General features: G+C 38.2%; 19 protein-coding genes. 4 read left to right on the forward strand and 15 right to left on the reverse strand.

Annotated features, from left to right (window positions below):
• A partial coding sequence (locus tag K345_RS23355; protein ID WP_037572090.1) for a hypothetical protein occupies positions 1 to 530 on the forward strand: 530 nt, incomplete at its 5' end.
• A 130-nt stretch (positions 531 to 660) separates the two neighbouring features.
• Positions 661 to 1,164: a hypothetical protein gene (locus K345_RS0111065; RefSeq protein WP_028974198.1), complete on the forward strand. Its 504-nt coding sequence runs from the start codon at positions 661 to 663 to the stop codon at positions 1,162 to 1,164.
• A gap of 453 nt (positions 1,165 to 1,617) precedes the next feature.
• Here the strand turns inward: K345_RS0111065 and K345_RS0111070 are convergent, their stop codons facing one another.
• Complete coding sequence (locus K345_RS0111070) at positions 1,618 to 3,015, reverse strand: nucleobase:cation symporter-2 family protein (RefSeq protein WP_028974199.1); 1,398 nt, start codon at positions 3,013 to 3,015, stop codon at positions 1,618 to 1,620.
• A gap of 151 nt (positions 3,016 to 3,166) precedes the next feature.
• The gene (locus K345_RS0111075) at positions 3,167 to 4,966 is read right to left on the reverse strand and encodes a hypothetical protein (protein ID WP_028974200.1); all 1,800 of its coding nucleotides are present in this window, start codon (positions 4,964 to 4,966) and stop codon (positions 3,167 to 3,169) included.
• A 66-nt stretch (positions 4,967 to 5,032) separates the two neighbouring features.
• Here K345_RS0111075 and K345_RS0111080 point away from each other — a divergent pair, with 66 nt between their 5' ends.
• Positions 5,033 to 5,803, forward strand: a complete 771-nt coding sequence (locus K345_RS0111080; protein WP_028974201.1) for a GNAT family N-acetyltransferase — start codon at positions 5,033 to 5,035, stop codon at positions 5,801 to 5,803.
• 51 nt (positions 5,804 to 5,854) lie between these two features.
• On the opposite strand, the gene K345_RS0111085 is transcribed toward K345_RS0111080, so the two are convergent.
• The 7 genes from K345_RS0111085 to K345_RS0111115 all read right to left on the reverse strand — a co-directional run bounded on the left by K345_RS0111085 (position 5,855) and on the right by K345_RS0111115 (position 10,791).
• Positions 5,855 to 6,700, reverse strand: coding sequence for an aldo/keto reductase (locus tag K345_RS0111085; protein WP_028974202.1), 846 nt, complete (start codon positions 6,698 to 6,700; stop codon positions 5,855 to 5,857).
• 20 nt (positions 6,701 to 6,720) lie between these two features.
• Positions 6,721 to 7,770: an NAD(P)-dependent alcohol dehydrogenase gene (locus K345_RS0111090; RefSeq protein ID WP_028974203.1), complete on the reverse strand. Its 1,050-nt coding sequence runs from the start codon at positions 7,768 to 7,770 to the stop codon at positions 6,721 to 6,723.
• Positions 7,771 to 7,785: 15 nt separating this feature from the next.
• The gene (locus K345_RS0111095) at positions 7,786 to 8,751 is read right to left on the reverse strand and encodes an aldo/keto reductase (protein WP_028974204.1); all 966 of its coding nucleotides are present in this window, start codon (positions 8,749 to 8,751) and stop codon (positions 7,786 to 7,788) included.
• Between the two features lie 74 nt (positions 8,752 to 8,825).
• Positions 8,826 to 9,203 (reverse strand): MerR family transcriptional regulator, encoded by a 378-nt coding sequence (locus K345_RS0111100; protein ID WP_028974205.1) that lies wholly within the window; start codon positions 9,201 to 9,203, stop codon positions 8,826 to 8,828.
• A 91-nt stretch (positions 9,204 to 9,294) separates the two neighbouring features.
• Complete coding sequence (locus K345_RS0111105) at positions 9,295 to 9,591, reverse strand: putative quinol monooxygenase (protein WP_028974206.1); 297 nt, start codon at positions 9,589 to 9,591, stop codon at positions 9,295 to 9,297.
• A 12-nt stretch (positions 9,592 to 9,603) separates the two neighbouring features.
• Positions 9,604 to 10,344 (reverse strand): NADPH-dependent oxidoreductase, encoded by a 741-nt coding sequence (locus tag K345_RS0111110; protein WP_028974207.1) that lies wholly within the window; start codon positions 10,342 to 10,344, stop codon positions 9,604 to 9,606.
• An 18-nt stretch (positions 10,345 to 10,362) separates the two neighbouring features.
• Complete coding sequence (locus tag K345_RS0111115; protein ID WP_156888381.1) at positions 10,363 to 10,791, reverse strand: MarR family winged helix-turn-helix transcriptional regulator; 429 nt, start codon at positions 10,789 to 10,791, stop codon at positions 10,363 to 10,365.
• A gap of 937 nt (positions 10,792 to 11,728) precedes the next feature.
• Here K345_RS0111115 and K345_RS0111120 point away from each other — a divergent pair.
• Positions 11,729 to 12,142 (forward strand): Hsp20/alpha crystallin family protein, encoded by a 414-nt coding sequence (locus K345_RS0111120; protein ID WP_028974209.1) that lies wholly within the window; start codon positions 11,729 to 11,731, stop codon positions 12,140 to 12,142.
• Positions 12,143 to 12,197: 55 nt separating this feature from the next.
• On the opposite strand, the gene K345_RS0111125 is transcribed toward K345_RS0111120, so the two are convergent.
• The 6 genes from K345_RS0111125 to K345_RS0111150 form a co-directional block, all read right to left on the reverse strand.
• Entirely contained in the window at positions 12,198 to 13,754 is a 1,557-nt protein-coding gene (locus K345_RS0111125; protein ID WP_028974210.1) for a glycoside hydrolase family 43 protein, read from the reverse strand.
• A complete protein-coding gene (locus tag K345_RS0111130) occupies positions 13,751 to 14,380 on the reverse strand; it encodes a GDSL-type esterase/lipase family protein (RefSeq protein WP_028974211.1) in 630 nt (209 codons plus the stop codon). The genes K345_RS0111125 and K345_RS0111130 overlap by 4 nt, the downstream gene beginning before the upstream one ends.
• Positions 14,377 to 15,540 (reverse strand): endo-1,4-beta-xylanase, encoded by a 1,164-nt coding sequence (locus K345_RS20780; RefSeq protein WP_053228240.1) that lies wholly within the window; start codon positions 15,538 to 15,540, stop codon positions 14,377 to 14,379. The genes K345_RS0111130 and K345_RS20780 overlap by 4 nt, the downstream gene beginning before the upstream one ends.
• A complete protein-coding gene (locus K345_RS0111140) occupies positions 15,537 to 16,436 on the reverse strand; it encodes a carbohydrate ABC transporter permease (protein WP_028974212.1) in 900 nt (299 codons plus the stop codon). Before K345_RS0111140 ends, K345_RS20780 begins: the two co-directional genes overlap by 4 nt.
• 10 nt (positions 16,437 to 16,446) lie before the next feature.
• Entirely contained in the window at positions 16,447 to 17,376 is a 930-nt protein-coding gene (locus K345_RS0111145; RefSeq protein ID WP_028974213.1) for an ABC transporter permease, read from the reverse strand.
• A gap of 78 nt (positions 17,377 to 17,454) precedes the next feature.
• Positions 17,455 to 19,113 (reverse strand): type 2 periplasmic-binding domain-containing protein, encoded by a 1,659-nt coding sequence (locus K345_RS0111150; protein WP_028974214.1) that lies wholly within the window; start codon positions 19,111 to 19,113, stop codon positions 17,455 to 17,457.
• Positions 19,114 to 19,218 lie beyond the last annotated feature (105 nt).

Below are 19,218 nucleotides of genomic sequence, written 5' to 3' on the forward strand. Positions count from 1 at the left end.
TAACCACTGACGATGACAAAGTAACCACTGACGATGACAAAGTAAGCGACGACGATGATAAAGTAAGCGATGACGACGATGATAAAGTAAGCGATGACGACGATGATAAGGATTATAGCTATGTTGGAACTTGGATTTATTCATTTACAAATGAAGATGAAGATGAAACAGAATATGGGTATCAAAAGTTAACTTTAACAAAAACTACTTTTGTAGCTGAAACTAACACTAGATATGTAGAAAATGATGGTTCTGTTTCAAGAGTAGATTCGCAAAAAGCATCGGGAACTATTCAAAATTTAGGAGACTACACACTAAGACAAATACTTCTTAAACTTGAAATTGATGGAACTATGTACGATGTAAATAATGAGAGCGCATTTAGATCCGCATATGAAAAAGAAAATGGAACTGAAACAGATTCTGAGTGGGCAGGGACCTATAAAAACTATACATTACCAAACGATGCTAAATACTCCATCTCTGGTAACAAAATGACAATTAGAGAAGCTGTATATACTAAACAATAGTATTTTGACACTAACCCTCCCTTGCCAATGCAAGGGAGTCTTTCAATTAATCAGAGAAGTAAACACTATATTTATATGATTTCCATTAAACGTGACTATTACCATTGGAAATTTTTTTAAGGAGTTAAATATGAAAAAACTATTCTTATTAGGACTATTTTCTTTTTTTCTTTTTACTGGATGTAATATTGTAAACGATAACGATAACGATGATGAAGTCGTCTACGATTATAGCTATGTTGGAACTTGGACTTATTCATGGGAATCTGGAACAGAATATAAATCTATAAAGGCAATTTACACAAAAACCACTTATGTACTAGAATATTCCTCTAAATTTGTAAAACAGGATGGTGAGGTTACAAGAAAAAGTTCGAGTAAATCATCAGGAACTATTCAAAATTTAGGAAACTACAAAATAAGACAAATACCTCTAAAACAAGAGATTGGTGGTACTATGTATGATGTAAGGGATGAGAGCACATTTAGATCTGCATATGAAAAAGAATTTGGAACTGAAACAGATTCTGCGTGGGCAGAGACCTATAATATCTATACATCATCACACGATACTGAATACTCCATTTCTGGTAACAAAATGACAGTCGGAGAAACTGTATATACTAAACAATAGTATTTTTGAGACTGAACCTCCCTTGCCAAGGCAAGGGAGTCTTTTAATTACTTAGAAGTTTAAATAATATATATGTTAAAGACATAACTCTTCCTTTTAGAATGGATTCATACGGGACCTTACTTTATATAGCTAAATCTTGTGATAGTAATGAAATAATTAAGCACATATTAAAAGTACACGATATTTATTGCCTGGGAACTCGAAAGCGCCTCGAAAAGGAATACTCCTTACTTTTTTCACACCTTCCTCTCAATATTAGAAGAGCCTTCTAACAACTTTAGAAAGACCAGCTAACTTTTTTAGAAGGGCCTTCTAAAACTTTTAGATAGTCCTTCTAATAACCATTACAACGTTTGCTTAACAAAAGACAGCTACGACCTGAGGGGACAAAAAAGGCTCAAACAGTAGAGCTTAGGATGAGAAAAGAATTAGTTATCTAACGACAGAGGTCTAGACCATATCTTTCATCGGATCATCTACAAGCTGGTTGCGATATCCTTTAGGAAGGATGACATTAAGAATAATAGCCGTGAGACCTCCTGTTGTAATGGCAGAACCCAATACCCCTTTGAAGAAAGGTGGTAAAGCTTGAAGGATTTGCGGAACAAAAACCACCCCTAGTCCCATAGCAAATGAGATGGCTATTATTAAAACACCACGTCGGTCCATAATATGAGAAGCAATTAACTTGATTCCAGAAGCGGCTACCGTCCCGAACATGATAATAGTAGCTCCCCCTAATACGGAATTAGGGATGATAGAAATAACTCCACCAACAACCGGAAATAATCCAAAGATAGCTAATAAACCGGCAATCCAATATCCAACATAACGGCTAGCGACTCCAGTCATTTGAATCACACCATTGTTCTGGCTAAATGTCGTGTTAGGAAAAGTGTTAAAAACCGAGGCTAATGCAGAATTAATACCATCACCTAAGATACCCGCAGAGATTCTCTTCATGTAAATTTCTCCTTTCACAGGTTCTCCGGATATCATGGAAGTGGCTGTTAAGTCTCCCATAGATTCTACAGTTGTTATTAAGTAAAGCAATGTCATAGGAAGGACATGAGGCCAGCTGATACCAAAACCAAACTTAAAAGGGACAGGAAGGGTAATGAGGCTAAGACGGGAAATCCTGCTAAAGTCCACTATTCCTAAACAAGCTGCGACCACATAACCTACTATTAAACCAATGACGATAGCCCCCATTCGAAGCCATTGGTTTTTACTTCTGTTGAAAACAATGATAATGGTGAGAACAATACCTGCCAGCATGAGGTTAACAGGGCTGGCGAAAAGCTCAGGTTTATTATTTAATAACCAGGAACCACCCCCAACATCTGTTATGCCGGTCTTAATGAGGGATATACCTATAAGGGTGACAACAATACCGCTCACTAAGGGTGTGATGATTTTTTTAAGCATGGGGATGAACCGGCTGAAGATCATCTCTACAGGGGAGGCAATCAATGCCGTACCAAAAATGGTTGCCAAGACTTCCCTTTCAGAACCTCCTACTGATTTAACAGATAAACCAATACTGATGCAGAGGGATAAAAAGGTAAAACTAGTCCCCTGAATGCTTAGTAGTCCTGAACCGACAGGACCAAATTGGCGACATTGGATAAATGTGGCGATACCGGAAACGAATAAAGACATACTTATTAAATAGGAAGAATATTCCATACTAAGCCCTACTGCTCCGGAGATGATGATAGCCGGAGTTACAATGCCTATAAAGATGGCCATCAAATGCTGTAAAGAAGCCAAGAAGGCTTTGCCTGGACTAGGTCTATCATTCAACTTGAAGATCAAATCCCCGGTTCTCTGTTCGGTGCTAGACATAGGACTCTCCTTTGTGTCTTAACCATTGCATTCAATGGTGATCTCTTCTTAAGTCTAATCCTGCGGCTTTTAAATTGTAAAAGATTCCTTACCCTTTTTTATCAAAAACGGGGGATAATCTGAATCGGAGAGCTGGATACTCGAAAAATAATCAAGTCTTTCTTAATGACAGAGAACGTTCCTTCCACAGTTCTTCCAGTTGGGCTTTACTACAATCCTTCACCGATTCCCATTTAAAAGGAGGATTATAATAGTACTGCTTATTAATACTCTCAAATAAGTCTAGAACGGAAGCCAGTAAGGGCAGTTGTTTAACCAGGGACTGGTCCAGGCACCAGTCTCTGAGAGCCACTACAGCATCTTTCATTAATAATTCTAATACTAAAAGATGCTGAAGGAATAATTGGATGGCAGTATCAGTATCACCTAAGAGACAATACCATTTATACGCTATAACAAGGGGAGAAGAATAATGTCCTTTTCCCAATTGAATAGCAGTATTCAGGAGATCAAGTTTTTTCTCTATCATGCTTTGTTGGGTTGAACGATTATACTTAAGAACCAGGTTATCTACATATTCCAGATAATGAATCAATAGAGACAGGTTACCCCTTACAATCTCGATGTTAGTTTCATAGATAGTTAAGGCCTGGGAGGAATAATGATGGCTGGCCTGGGAATCGATAGAGCTATAGAGCTGACCAAGTCGTGAATAGATTTGGGATAGATAATATATCTCCATTTCACCTTGATTCTCATCACGTATCATTTGGAATAAACTAGCGGCCTTAAGGAGCAGTTCGGGAGAGTCCAACCGTTCTCCTTCAAAACGGAATATCTGTGCAGCAGAACTAATGTTATTTAAAGAGACATCCTTAGGATCCCAGTAGCGGGCTTTTTCAACCCATGAATTATAGAGCTTCCGATAAGGGAACTTGTCTTCTCCCCAATGACGATATAAACGCTGAAAAGCATCAACCACTTCCAAAGCCGTTTCTAAAGATTCTCCTTTACCAGCCAGGAGCTCAAATTCTTCACACAATAAATCAAAGTCAGGGGTATCATTCATAAGTGACAACGTTCTCGGGGATATGAGTGTCAAATAAGAATATAAACGAGAACTCTTTGCCTCCCCATGACTTAGTACGTATCCTGATCGCTGAAGAGCTTTGTTCCAGTAAAATGATTCATGAGTGAAATCAAAGAGAATATGATAGGCGACAGCTATCAGCTCACTTATGGTCACATCATCTACTTCGCAATCACCTAAGAAATCTTTTTCAAGACGAAGACATTTATCTAGATATTTCTTTTTCTGTTCCAGGGAAGAACTGTTTTCCAGCAAAATAATATAAGCCTCACAATACTCAGAGTAAGGCACAGCCTGTTGTAGTAGCTCCCATTGTTCTAATGGATAGAGAAGTTCAGACTCGGCAATAACAGGTAAATTTCCACAGGCATGATCATAGGCCCATTGATGAAAAACAGAGAGATATCCTTCTGCGATGAGGGACTTAAACGTCAAATCCGAATGCTCATGATAGAGCTCAAAGATATGATCCAACTCTTTCAGATTTTCTTCATACCCTAATTCTGACAGATAATCCTCTAGTAGTTCGCTATCATCAGGAGAAGGGTCGGAGGGATAATGGGGTAAGAGATCCATTTCATCCTCATGTCCCACACTAATAAAGGTATTTCTACATAAATAGTCGACTCCAGATTTAGGAGTTCTTTTACTTTTAATCTGCCAATAACCAGGGAAATCAAAGTACTCAAACTTTGAAGTTTTACGAATGATTAGGGGGAAATGTTCAGGCTGTATCTCAACGAGGGAGGTTTTCATGTGAGCAGGAAAAGGATTGTCTTCCAAATACTGGGCTGCTTCGTCTTTTGTTCCTATAAAAGAGACCCAGTCAGCTTTATCAAAATGAACTTCAATACTAACCACGAATACCCCCTGTATACCTACAGTATAACACTTTACATGCAAAGAAATCATTGGGATAATAGGAGAATGATAAAATGCAAAGACGAACACAAAGAATTTCTATTAAAACATTTAAAAGAATCCCCTGCATTTAACTGTTTCCTCATCGGGGATTTAGAAAACCATTCCCTGGAAGAAGACTATCTTGATATTTGGGTTGATAGTCTAAAAGAACCCCCTCAAGTCTATCTATTGAAGTACTTTGATAATTATGTAGTATCAGGGGAAGGGGATATGGCAGCGGCCTATGAAGTGTTAAAGACACAAGAACCCAGAATGCTATCAGGGCCGCAGAACTCAGTTACTCTCCTCAATCAATACCTTAAATCAGATCAATTTCAAACTCTTTATCTGGCAGAAGCCAGGTCTACATCCGTGGAAAGACCCAAAGATATACATTCTCATTTAGCGACACCAGAGGATTTGGATGACTTATTTGATTTTCAAAAGAGTATCAAAGAGTTTTCTGGATCTTTAAGTAAGCGTGAACACTACGGACAGGATATTCTTAAAGGATCTGGAAGAATTGCTTTCATACGAGATAAGGAACGTATCGTGTCAACAGCACAGATTTCTGCTGAGAACAGTATGAACGGGATGCTCATTGGAGTGGCTACTGATCCCCATTATCGCAAGAAGGGGTATGCAACAGTTAACATACTGGCCATTTGTGAAGACATGTTTAAAGAAGGCAAATCAGCCATACTATTTTATGATAATCCAGAGGCAGGCAGGTTATATAAAAAGCTTGGATTCCAGGATATTGGATTATGGATGATGGGTAACCTATCTTCATAAATCAAAGAGCTTATTACCAGATTCTCATCTGGTAATAAGCTGTATAGAGAATTAGACAGCACCAAGACCTGTGATATATTCAACAGTCTTAGGATCTGCATGGGAAAAGAAAGCGCTTTCCTTTTCATCCAGCTGACTTATGGTCTTCATATCATCTTCTGTAAGAGTAAAATCAAAGACATTAAAGTTTTCAGCCATACGTTCCTTGTGAGTAGATTTAGGAATGACGACGATCTCTTTCTGAATGAGGAATCTCAAGACAGCCTGTGCTACGGTTTTATCGTATTTATCCCCAATGGCTTTAATAACGGGATTGTTGAATAAATCCTTCCGTCCCTCTGCAAAGGGGCCCCAGGACTCATGTTGAACGCCGTACTTTTTCATATACATCTGGGCATCGCTCTGCTGATGAAAAGGGTGAGTCTCAATTTGGTTAACTGCAGGAACAACATCTGTGAACTTGCAAAAATCAACAAGTCTATCTGGATGAAAGTTACTCACCCCAATGGCTTTGATTTTACCTTGTTCATAAGCTTCGACCATAGCCCGGTAAGTTCCATAATAATCATTAAAGGGCTGATGAATTAGCATAAGATCGATATAAGAGGTCTGTAGCTTATTCAGAGATTGCTCTATGGAAGCTTTCGCTTTATCATATCCCCCATTACTAATCCAGATTTTAGTAGTTAAGAATAATTCTTCCCTGGCGATTCCACTCTTGGTGACAGCATTCCCCACCCCTTCTTCATTGCGATAAGCCTGAGCGGTATCAATGGATCTATAACCGACGTCTAAGGCGTCCGTTACACATCTTTCACATTCTTCAGGGGTTACTTGATAAACCCCATAACCTAAATAGGGCATCTTCACCCCATTATTTAATTGTACGTATTCCATACTTACTCCTTTCACTTGTATTATAAGGTAGACATATCTATAACAAATCTATATTTAACATCACCCTTCTCTAATCGCTTAAATGCTTCATTGATTTGGGAGACATTAATTAATTCAATATCTGCCGTTATGTTATTCTCACCACAGAAATCAAGCATCTCTTGAGTTTCAGCGATTCCACCAATATTAGAACCGGACAAACTACGTCGTCCATGAACCAAACTAAAAGCTCCCACTTCCAATGCCTCTGGGGGAAGACCAACCAGTACGATACTTCCATCAGGTCTAAGATAATTCAAATAACTATTAATATTATGCTTAGCAGATATGGTATCTAAAATCATATCCAAAGGTAATCCAAAGTTTTTCATCTGTGATTCGTCTGTTGATAAGACGGCCTGATCCGCGCCTAAACGCAGGGTATCGTCTACTTTTGAAGGAGAGCTTGTAAAAACAACTACATGGGCCCCCATAGCTTTCGCTATTTTAATAGCAACATGACCTAGACCACCAATCCCAAGGATTCCTACGACTTTTCCAGGTCCCACCTTCCAATGACGAAGGGGGGAATAGACAGTTATCCCTGCACATAATAAGGGAGCACCAGCAGCCAAATCGATTCCTTCGGGCATATGAAGAACATAACGAGAATCACAGACATAGCTTTGAGCAAAGCCACCATACGTAACGCCCCCTAAGTGTTTATCAGAGGAATTAAAAGAAATGGTAGCCCCTTCTTCACAAAACATTTCCAGATCATCTTCACAGTACTGGCAATGACCGCAGGAATCGGCAATGCATCCAATAGCCGCTTTATCACCTATCTTAAAATCAGTAACATCTGTCCCGACTTTGGTAATTCGTCCTACGATTTCATGACCGGGAACGATGGGATAGGTCGTAGCACCAAAATCATCGTTGATCCAATGCAGGTCAGAATGACATATTCCACAATAGAGAATGTCCATCTCAATATCCAGAGCCCCCAAGGTTCTTCGAGGTATGGTCATATCTTTTAAAGGTTGGTTCTGGCCCTCTGTTCCATAAGCCTTTACAGTAATTGTTTCCATATATAGCTCCTTCTATTAATATCTGTCACCCATCACTGGTATGGTGCTTAATGCTTTAGCTGTGTTTTGTAATTCTTCTTTTGTGAATTGAACATCAGAGGCACCAAGGTTCTCCTCTAAGCGGTCTAATCTTCGACTTCCAGGAATAGGAACAATCCAGGGTTTTTGCGCCAATAACCAGGCAATGGCGATCTGTGCTGGTGTTACTCCTTTTGATTTGGCTAATTCTTCAAGAAAGAAAACAAAGTTTTGGTTCGCCTGAATCGCTTCTTTGGTAAACCTTGGATTATGGCTGCGAATATCTGAACTATCAAATTCGGTATTTTCGTTTATCTTACCTGTCAGAAATCCCCGACCCAAAGGACTATAGGGAACAAAACCTATACCTAATTCTTCACACAGGGGAAGCACATCATTTTCACGATCCCGCAGCCACATGGAGTATTCGCTTTGTATGGCGGTTACTGATTGAATAGAATGGGCTTTTCTTATTGCCTCTACCGGGGCTTCGGATAAGCCAAAATGCTTAACTTTCCCTTCTGTAATAAGATCTTTAACAGTACCGGCAACCTCTTCTATAGGTACATCGGGATCAACTCTATGTTGATAAAATAAATCGAGAGCTTCGACTTTTAATCGTTTTAGCGATTCTTCTGCTACCTGGCGTATTCTGTCTGGTCGGCTATTAAAACCCCGCCAACCAGGTCTGGCATCAGGATAGAGGTCAAAACCAAATTTAGTCGCTATCACAACTTTGTCTTTATAGGGAGCCAGAGCTTCTCCAAGCAGTTCTTCATTAGTATAGGGACCATAAACTTCAGCTGTATCAAAAAAGGTAACCCCTCTATCGATAGCTTGATGAATTAATGTGACCATCTCTTGTTTGGTCCCAATAGGTTTATCTCCAAAGGACATACGCATACAGCCTAAGCCTATGGCGGATACTTCTAAACCTGATGAACCTAGTGTTCGTTTTTGCATTAACACAGCTCCTTTGTATTATTTCTTGTTATAGGCTAATACTTGGAGTAAACTTCAAGGCAAGAAAAAAAGCGTTATCCTAACAGTTTTTTTTCCTTTTCTATGAAGACCTTCTCATAATTATGAATCTTTTTATCAAGCCGCCCTAAGGTTTCCTTCATCTCATTGATACGATCATTAAGTTGATTTCTTTGTACCAATAATAAATTCTTACGTCTTTCTATGGTGCTGTCACCTTGTTCATATAGACTAAGATATTCCGTTAAAACATCAATAGAAAGACCTGCATTCCGCATGCTTATTGCAAAATGAACCCAGTTAAGGTTCTCATCTGTATAGTCACGAATACCTGATTTGGATCGATTCACATGGGGGATTAAACCAATACGTTCATAGTAACGTAAGGTATCAGTTGAAATATTGTATTTTTCACTAACATCACTAATAAGCACATATAACTCCTCTGTTAAACATAATAGTTAGAGTTAGCTCAAAGTCAATGAAAAAGGCAAAGAATAGCTTCTTATTCCTTGCCTTATGTTATTAGGATATTTTTTTCATTAGGGTGTTTTCTGAAGGCCCTTCTGTATACTCCTGAAGTTCTGCCATAGTCTGTTTAAAGTTATCACTATCACCATGAGCTTTAAGAGCATCCTTGTTAGCCCATACCTCATAGAACACAAAAGATCTAGGATTAGCTAAGTCCTGATGAAGATCATATTTAATACATCCTTCTTCTGTTCTTGTATGGTCAATTAGTTTTTGCAGTTTTGAGATAACAGTATCTACAGCGCCCTCTTTTACTGTGAACTTTGCACAGACTGAAATTTCTTCGTTCATCGTTATTCCTTATTATTTATCGTTCTTAAAGCCTTGTTTAACCATGGTAGGATAGACTTCAGGATAGTAAACCATCTGATAAAGTCTTGCATTCAACTTGCTCCAATTACCACTTTGTTCACGGCCAATTTCTTTGTAATAAGCTTCCATTTTTTCATCATACTCTTCGATAGCTTCAGGAAGAATATCTGCATTATAAACTTCATCATGACGGAAAGTTCTCATAGGAAGTCGTGGTTTTTTATCAGAACTACCCTTTGGGTGTCCTATAGCTAAACCACAAAGAGGAAAGGTTTTCTCAGGCAGGTTAAGTAAATCAATAACACCTTGAGGATTTCTTCTAATACCCCCGATGGGAACAATACCTAACCCTAAAGACTCGGCAGCCACAATAGCACCCCCCAGATTTAATCCCGCATCCACAGCACCAACAACGGTACCTTCTATACTTTCATGAATGACTTGAGTGGCCTGATTCTTTGTTACACTTAGATCCGTTTTATAGAAGTCAGCAATAAATACAAGAAAAACAGGCGCTTCTACGATCCAGGGGTTTCCACCGGAAAGTTCAGCTAGTTTCTTTCTCGTTTCAAGATTTTTAACAACAATAACGGATGTCTGCTGAGCATTTATAGAGTTAGGCATGGCCTGAGCAGCTGCGAGAATTTCGTCAATCATTTTATCATCAACAGCCTGATCTGTATAAGATCTAATAGATCTGTGATTTTTAATTGTATCAATAGTACTATTCAAGATTAGTACCTCCTTATCTTAAGTAATGTCTTTAATATTTGACAGCATACGGTTAATTTGCTGTTCCATAAGTTCTCGTTCCTCTGGATCAAAACCTTCAAGCATTCTTTGAACAAACTCCTCTTCAAGAGCTAGCAATTGGGCCTGGATATCATGCCCCTTAGGGGTTAACCCTATCTCTACACAGCGTTTATCCAGACTATCCTCTTTAAGGATATAACCCTCTCCATAATAGCGGCTTAGTATGTCAGACAAGGATGACTTGGAGATTCCCCACTCTTCCTGTATGGATTTAAAGTGAAGGAGTTCACCATTCTTTGGGAGTAAAAAAAATAGAGGAATATGTTTTTTAGGTAAGGGTAAATCCAACTCACTAAAGTGATTAACAATATAATCACGCGCTTTAGTACTTATATCACCCATTTTGCTTAGAAGGCATCTTGCCAATGGTACATCTCCCTTTGTTCGGTTTCGAACAAATTAAACATAAGCCATTCAAGAGTCAATATAATTTACTATTATTTTATTTTGATAGGCTTAAGAATAGGGAGTAGATAATCCCCAAAAGCCATTGTCAGTATAAAAAGTACCCAATACTCACCGTCCTTTGATTAAATCAGGAGTTTCCCTGATAACGACTCAAGTTTACTCTCATTAAAATACACTTTGAGGTGCATCTTCTAGGGAATAGGATATGAACTCCCATATGGTGGATGGTCCTAACCATATAACTGTGAAGATTCTTCACGGGAAGTCTTTATTCTCATTAGGTATACAGGAGTTGGGATTTATACAATGTTTGGATTATACGTTATAAAGTTTATGGCTTCACAATTCGCCCCTGTCGAGGCTGATATAAACAAATGAGAGTGAATACTTGATAAAAGTTCCCCGGCAGGAACGATTATCAAGCATAGTCTGTATTGAGCAAGGCAAAAATGTAATAAGCTAAGCATTACAAGAACATCCACTTCTATCCTCAGAGGGAAAGATTCATAGACCAGGAATCTTTCCCCTACTTATTTAAGAAGACATCACAAATATTCCCTTTGAACTTAAATCCATTGACTTTTTCTAAGCTCTTGTCAAAACGAAACACAATCCAAGATAAGACTCCCCTATAGGTGGGTAATTATGATACATAATACCTTGTCAAAAAGACACTATGTCAAAAAGAAACATATCCTTTAACTTAATTGATCAAACAAGACTAAATCATAAATAATATAATTACTTACAATATAAATATTTAAAAATTATTAACTATTTTTACCAATTCTTGGCACGTTGATTGCTTAATGATTAGTGAGCAGATGGCTCAGAGATTTTACAATAAAACAATTAGCTTGAGATCCTATGAGAGGATCTCTACAGGAGGCAAATTATGAGATATTTAGTTAGTTCAAACAATGGCTTAGATTGGTCAAGAGATGTTGAAAGAATGATGAACGGGCTATGGGGAAACAACCTCAGCACTGCAAAACCAGCTGTTGACTTCATTGAAAAAGACAGTGAGTATCTATTGGTAGCAGACCTCCCAGGAATCGATCAGAAGGATGTTAAACTTGAGGTCAAAGATAATCTATTGACGTTTTCTAATATAGAAAAAGAAGATAAGACAGAAGAAAAGCTATCTTATCTTCTTAGAGAAAGACGAAGCAACACCCTGTCCAGAAGCTTTAGACTTCCTAAGGACTCTGACCAAGACAATATCAAAGCAGAACTTAAGAATGGAATATTAACAATCAACATTGCTAAAAAACCAGAAGCAAGTCCTAAAAGAATTGCCATTGATTAAACACAACTAGACCCAATAAGTGTTCACCCCGGGGCTGTCTTAGGACAGCCCTTTTTTATAGAATATGCCATGACCAATGAAGCAGGTTCAGATAAGCATGAGAGGAGTTAACATCATCCTTTTGGGAAAGGTATAATCCATTAACATTCCCCACAAAGCCTCCCGCTTCTTCAGTGCTCATAAAACTAGTATCATATTGTTCAATAAGAGTTACTTTTTCAGAACCCATCAGCCAATCGATATCCAATATGGTGCCTCGTTGTTTTATGTTTAGGGAAACAGTTTCCTTCTCTTTACTCTTTAATGTATTGAGTTTCTTTTCTACACCTTTACGAATTTCCTTCACATGAATAAACAACTCTTCTGAGCTAACTTCCTGCTCTACTAATAACAGATTTTCATCTGATTGAATGATCATGAATCCACCTTTCAATCCAGGAGTTACCTCTTCTAAACGAAAAGATACGGCAAGATCATAATTGTGGCTTGTCTGTCGGCAGCCTAGAAAAGCAAGTTGTTTTTGATCTCCAGGATACCCAGAAGAAGGATAGAGCTTAAACAGATTAGGATTATCATTATGGGCCTCATAAAAGGTGGTGGGAGGATTACGTAATCCTATCCATTCATGGGATAATCCTTGTTTGTTGATGTCAAAAGTAATGAAAGGCTCAGCCCCAACTTTTACTCTTCCTTCAAAATAATGATTCAAATTAGCAGGAACTAAGCCATCTACAGTATCAGGATAAGGCCAATCCTCTTCCCATCTTATGGGAGTCAGAAAGGTTTCCCGTCCTAGGGGACTGACTCCCTTTATTTGTCGTGATCCTAGACAAATAAGCCACCATTGTCCTTTATGATCCTCAAAGAGATCACCATGACCAATTTTACAAAAAGGATGTCTGTGCCCTAAATGACGGTGAGTCAAGAAAGGATTTGATTTTCTACCTTCCCAGGGCCCTGTAAGATCAGTGGCCCTCGCTATGGTTAATGCATGATCCATTTCTGTCCCACCTTCTGATATAAGAAGGTAATAATAATCACCTATTTTATAGATATGAGGGCCTTCTGGCCAAACAGACTGACGTAGAGCCCCCCTCCATAAGGAATAGATAGGACCTGTAAGCTTATGTTTAACTAAATCCAGCTCTTGTAACCAAATTTCATTCTCACCGGAATAGCTCTGATTTTCTATAGCTCTAGTCCCACAATACCAACACCGTCCCTCTTCATCGAAGAACAATGAAGGATCTATACCTTCTGCACCTTCTAACCAATAGACTTCAGACCAGGGGCCTTTAGGATCTTCTGCTGTTACGTAGAAGTTTCCTCCAGTAGTGACGTTAGTACATATCACATAAAAGAGACCTTCATGATAACGAATGGTAGGAGCAAACAGTCCTCCCGAATGCATAGCATCCTGAAGAGGTAATTGGTCATCCCTATCCAGGACATGGCCTATCTGATTCCAATGAACAAGATCTTGAGACTTAAAAAGGGGTAATCCTGGGAAATAGGAGAAGGTAGAATTCACTAGATAGTAGTCCTCACCTACACGACACAGGGATGGATCTGGGTAATAACCTGGCAATATGGGATTAGTAATATTTTTCATAATTCTATTTCCTTTATAGCTTTGATTAGTTGGGGAGCTAATTTGTCATAACCTTTATCATTTAGGTGGAGTCCATCGGGCATGATGTCATAATCCACAGTAGCATCCGGATTAAGTAAATTAACCCCTGGGTCTATATAAAATACAGGATCCCGTGACCAGAGTTTTAATTGCTCATTAATAATAGTAATACGGGACATATAATCCTGCCCCTCTTCTCCCTTACTTCTAGGATACAAGCCTTGTAATAGTATTCTGGCACTAGGACAAGAGCTGTGAATGGACATGACTACGTACTTTATTCCTTGAATAATATAATCATTGTCCTGAAGAGGAAGGTTATTCGTTCCCATGAGAAGGATAAATAAAGAAGGATTAAGATCTTGTAGCTCACCATTTTCAATACGCCACAGCATATTTTCTAAAGTATCACCACCTACTCCCATATTTAAGGCTTTTTTAGTACCCCAATATTTATTCCAAACATCGGGATAATCTTCCCAACGTCTGGTAAGAGAATCTCCAAAAAAGACAATATCAAAGTTTTCCTTCTGACTTAAACCCAGGAAATAATCATGTTTTTCCCGATGATGATCATCGCTTCTTTCCATAGCTCGCATGGTCATAGACTATCCTTTGATAAACAAACGTTCTGTATCTTATCTTTAATGTTGAGAGAATAATCCCCCTCTGGTCCTGTTATATCCAGTTGACCTTTCTCATTGGTTACTAAAGTTTTTTGTGGATATCCCCATTCTATATTGATCAATTCGTCCAGTTTTTGATAAGCAGGCTTAAGACTATAGTCTTTCCTAACTAAGCCAGAGGGAGCATTTAACCAATTGCCATCTTGTAAATCCCACCATATAAGGGCTTCCACCTGATCGGATTCATAGAGTAAGCGATACATTTCCTCTATTTGCTTGGCCTGTCTTTGTTCACCCTCTTCTGTACTTGGCCAATCGTTGCTATACGCATCATTCAAATCTTCAATAGCAGGATCAACCAATCTTCCTGATAGAAGAGTATTTTCTGTAAAATGAAGAGGTAATTTAAAAGTACCAAAAGTGTCAATTAATTCTTGTACCGCTTCCAGTCCTAAATACCCCTGGTGCTGATGTGTCTGTAGACCGATGACGTCGATAGGACATCCTCTATCTAGAAGTCTTGTTATGAGGTCTTTGTATTCTGATATTAATAGAAAATCATTTATTAATAATGTGGCATCAGGATTCACTTCTTTTGCTTTTTTAAAACAATCAAAGGCCAGGTTTTCTGCTCCGTATTCCCTTTGTAATCTTGAGATACCATTATCATATCGTTGAAATCTTGGTAGAATTACAACTTCATTGATAACATCCCACATATCAATAGTGCCCTTATAGTGGCTAACTTCTCTTTCAATCCTCGCCATGGTTTTGGAATAAATGGTTTTGGTATCATATTGAAGCATCCATTCTGGCCATAAAGTATGCCAACAAAGGGGATGCCCTTTGAGAATTATTCCCTCATTAGAAGCCCAATGAGATGCGGCACTGAGCTCCTTTTCCTTAGTTTTTCCTTCTTTTGGTTCGTATTGAGCTAAATAAAAGGGTAAGGTAGCCATATTAAAAAGCTTGGTAAAAAGGGTTTTATATTGTTCTGTTTCCTCTTTGGTTTCCAGACCGATAAAACCAAATCCATTACAACCAAATAAAAACTTATGTTTTTGGAAGCTAACTTCTACTTCACAATTCTTATAGGAAGGACCTAAATCTACTGTGAAGGTATTGTGTTTATAACTCATCCTTTTACCCCACCGATGGTAAGACCACTGACAAAGTATTTTTGAAGAAAGGGATAGGCCATAATAATAGGTAAACTAACCACGATGGTCATAGCTGCTCTTAATGATTTAGGAGTTACCGAATTACCACTCTGATTACTGGCATTAGAATACACATCAGACATACTGGTATTAGAAATAGCCGCATTAGCAGACTGAATCTTTTTCATTAACTCATACTGTAAGGTAGTTAGATTGATCTTGGCTGAATTAAAGATAAAGGTATCAAACCATGTGTTCCATTGCCAAACAGAGGTAAATAAGACAATAGTAGCTAAAACAGGGGTAGATAAAGGAAGAATGATTTTTCTAAAAATCATAAAGTCACCAGCCCCTTCCAGCTTCGCACTTTCAACGAGAGATTCTGGCAAACCTCGCATATAAGTTCGAATGACCATCATATTCCAAGCTGTTGTAAGTCCTGGTAACCAATAGACATGGAAACTATTCACTAAATGAAGTTTTCTATACAGAAAATAAGTAGGAATCAACCCACCATCTATATACATGGTAATAACATAAATAATAGCAATGGGAACACGAAGAGAGAATTCTTTCCTACTCAAGGTATACGCAACCATTGCTGTACAATAGGTCTGTACCAAAGCTGATATCACTGTTCTTAATAGGGAATTACGAAATGCTATCCCAATAAATTCATCATATATAATATCTTTAAAATTACTAAATGTTAGAATCCTTGGCCAAATGCCAATGCCTCCCTTTAAGGAATCCATAGGATCATTTAAGGCAATGGCTAGTGTATTTAAAAAAGGATATAATGTTACGACACATAAAAAGAGTATCATAATAATCTTAATTGTATCGAATATAACGTCTCCGCGAGTCTTTCTCATTACTAAGCTCCTACATTAATGATTCTTGATCGAGTTTTTTAGCTATAAGGTTTGCTGCTAAAAGCAAAGTTATACTAACAAGTGATTTAAAGATTCCTGCAGCAGCCGCAAAGGAAAAACGATAAAATTCAAAGGCATAGCGTAAAACATATATGGTAAAGACCTCAGAATAATTCATAACAAGAGAGTTCTGAAGTAGATACTGCTGTTCAAAACCAGCATCCAAAAGATGTCCTATATCCATAATCAATAAGATAATAATAGTTGGTTTAATGCTTGGTAATGTGATAGCCGTGATCTTACGAAGACGACTACAACCGTCGATGTCAGCGGCTTCATATAATTGTGGATCAATAGCAGTCATCGCTGCCAAATATATGATGGCTCCGAACCCTACAGATTTCCAAACATGGGACCACCCGATTATCCACCAAAAGAAATGAGGCTTCCCCATCCACAGAATAGGCTTTTTAATGGCACCCATTCCCACTAATAGTTGATTGATGATTCCTGTTGGAGAAAGAACTTCCAACACGATATTAGCTGCAACAACCCAAGACACAAAGTGTGGCAGGTAAGATATGGTTTGAACGCTTCGTTTAAAACCATGATGCCGTGTTTCATTAATTAGCACAGCCGTGAGTATGGCAAAAAAAGTTCCCAATACAAGCTTTATAGTAGCCATAGCAAGGGTATTTCTAATGACATAGTAAAAATTAGCATCCCCTAGTAGATCTTTAAAATGTTTTAATCCCACAAACTTTTGCTTGAAAAAAGGGATTGCTGGTTTATAATCCTCAAATCCCATGATCCAGCCACCTACAGGGATATAACGAAAAATAATAATGTGGACAACAAATGGCAGGGTCATCAGCAAAAGAATCTTTTGGGAATTAAGCTTACGAGAGAAACCCTTTAATTTGCTGGTATTATTGGACATGACTGTCTCCTCAATATGTTAAAAATGGACAAATAATGAATTAGGATCCGGCTTTTACAAGCCGGATCAGTGAGATGATTAATATCCGCCGTTTATTTCAACTCTTTTATCAATTTCTTTTTGTAAATAATTCATAACACTATCTCTGTCTGCTTTAGGAATAGCATTGTATTCAGCTAAGTAAGCTTTCCAGATTTTGTCATATTCCCCGGGAGCAGCCATGATTAATTTTGGAGTATACTCTCTACGTACATCAGTAATTTTTTGATCTGTAATGGCGATATCACTACCGGTAGGATAATTAATAGACCAAGCGGGGTAGTAAGAAGCTCTTCTTTGATCAGGTTTGTTGAACAACTCATAGAAGGTATCCACACCAAGAGCCTCTAATGCTTCTAATTCACCAGGTCGAAGTTTCGCTTTATATATGGAAGGCTGGTTTTTAGGAGCAACAGAGTTTTTGCCATCGGAATAGAAGTTTGCAGAATCAGGTCTAATCATATTTGCCCAATAATCTGCACCAAATTCTTTCTTAACCCAATCCTGGTCATTGAAACGTTGGATCATTTCAGCATTTCTGTAGAAATAACCATCTTCATCAACCAAGTAATCAGTCCCTTCACGACCCCAATGTCTCATTATTTCAGTAGATTCTTTGGCTAAGAAATTAAGATACTTAATAGCACCTACGGGATCTTTACAATTCACAGATATTCCTACACCTTCTGTAGATTGAGGTTCGATAGGTCCTTCATAACTTTCAGGATAGCCAGCAAGAACGGTTGGTGTGGGAACATACCATCGACCTTGTCCCTGTTCTTTCAATAAGGTATTAGGTTGATCAAAATTCCACCATTGGTCATAAAAAGCAAGAATGGAACCTGTTGTAAGCTTGGCCGTGTATTGGTCATAACTCATTACAAAAGATTCTTCATCATACAAGCCTGCGTTATATATCTTGTTATATAATTTGTAGGTTTTATAAGCAGCTTCATCAAATCCAATAGGAGATACAGTCCAACGACCGTTTACCATGTCGACGTTAGCCTTTCCATCATTAGGGTGTCCAGAAAACAAACTAGGAGTATTGAGGTAAGCATATTCCCGCCATCCATCAGTTAACGCTGTAAAGGCAAAGGTTTTATTACCATTGATTTCTGGGAATTTTTGAGCATACCCAATAAGCATATCAACGGCTTCTTCTAAGTTTTCAGGTAGTTTGTAATCATAATATTCCAAGACAGCCTTCTGAATATAAAGACCTTGAGCTTCCTGGCTCTTACGAACTTTGTCACCATAGGGCATGGTTTGAGGAAGCCAATAGATATGACCATCATCCTGACGAAGTAACTTGATATTATCTCCCCATAAAGCCAGGAGATCCTGTCCATATTGATCTAATAAATCATCAAGAGGAATAAAGGCACCAGCTTCGTATAAAACGTGAGTTTGATTACGACCGGCAATTAGATCAGGATAGTCACCTGATGCTGCCATGATTCCTATTTTTTGCTTTAAATCACCAACCAAAATGTCCCATTCCAATTTGACTCCAGTTTGTTCTTCAAGCCAATTCCCGAAAATAGTACCTTTAGTTGGATAGTTTTCCTTTTCGTATCCAAGGAAAATAGTGTAGGTCCTCTTGCCGTTTGAAGACGTACCTTCCTGAGTACCATTAGCACTAACCATTCCTAGCATTACCAGAAACATAATTAGTACTGTAGTAATCCTTTTCATAATTGTCCTCCTTTTACTTTGTACATCAAACTATCATGGTTTTTTTAAAACCCGATACAGGACAAAGTAAAGAAAAGAACAGGAGATTCTAAAGCATATGGGTCA

The organism is Spirochaeta cellobiosiphila DSM 17781 (genome assembly GCF_000426705.1).
In the GTDB taxonomy this organism is placed as follows: Bacteria; Spirochaetota; Spirochaetia; order DSM-17781; family DSM-17781; genus Spirochaeta_E; species Spirochaeta_E cellobiosiphila.

Bases quoted from the DNA above. Each gene is read 5' to 3' on its own strand.
- K345_RS0111090 (WP_028974203.1), bottom strand. From the start codon at position 7,770: ATGGAAACAATTACTGTAAAGGCTTATGGAACAGAGGGCCAGAACCAA.
- K345_RS0111120 (WP_028974209.1), top strand. From the start codon at position 11,729: ATGAGATATTTAGTTAGTTCAAACAATGGCTTAGATTGGTCAAGAGAT.
- K345_RS0111095 (WP_028974204.1), bottom strand. From the start codon at position 8,751: ATGCAAAAACGAACACTAGGTTCATCAGGTTTAGAAGTATCCGCCATA.
- K345_RS0111150 (WP_028974214.1), bottom strand. From the start codon at position 19,113: ATGAAAAGGATTACTACAGTACTAATTATGTTTCTGGTAATGCTAGGA.
- K345_RS0111130 (WP_028974211.1), bottom strand. From the start codon at position 14,380: ATGACCATGCGAGCTATGGAAAGAAGCGATGATCATCATCGGGAAAAA.
- K345_RS0111105 (WP_028974206.1), bottom strand. From the start codon at position 9,591: ATGAACGAAGAAATTTCAGTCTGTGCAAAGTTCACAGTAAAAGAGGGC.
- K345_RS0111145 (WP_028974213.1), bottom strand. From the start codon at position 17,376: ATGTCCAATAATACCAGCAAATTAAAGGGTTTCTCTCGTAAGCTTAAT.
- K345_RS0111080 (WP_028974201.1), top strand. From the start codon at position 5,033: ATGATAAAATGCAAAGACGAACACAAAGAATTTCTATTAAAACATTTA.
- K345_RS0111125 (WP_028974210.1), bottom strand. From the start codon at position 13,754: ATGAAAAATATTACTAATCCCATATTGCCAGGTTATTACCCAGATCCA.
- K345_RS0111085 (WP_028974202.1), bottom strand. From the start codon at position 6,700: ATGGAATACGTACAATTAAATAATGGGGTGAAGATGCCCTATTTAGGT.
- K345_RS0111140 (WP_028974212.1), bottom strand. From the start codon at position 16,436: ATGAGAAAGACTCGCGGAGACGTTATATTCGATACAATTAAGATTATT.
- K345_RS20780 (WP_053228240.1), bottom strand. From the start codon at position 15,540: ATGAGTTATAAACACAATACCTTCACAGTAGATTTAGGTCCTTCCTAT.
- K345_RS0111070 (WP_028974199.1), bottom strand. From the start codon at position 3,015: ATGTCTAGCACCGAACAGAGAACCGGGGATTTGATCTTCAAGTTGAAT.
- K345_RS0111065 (WP_028974198.1), top strand. From the start codon at position 661: ATGAAAAAACTATTCTTATTAGGACTATTTTCTTTTTTTCTTTTTACT.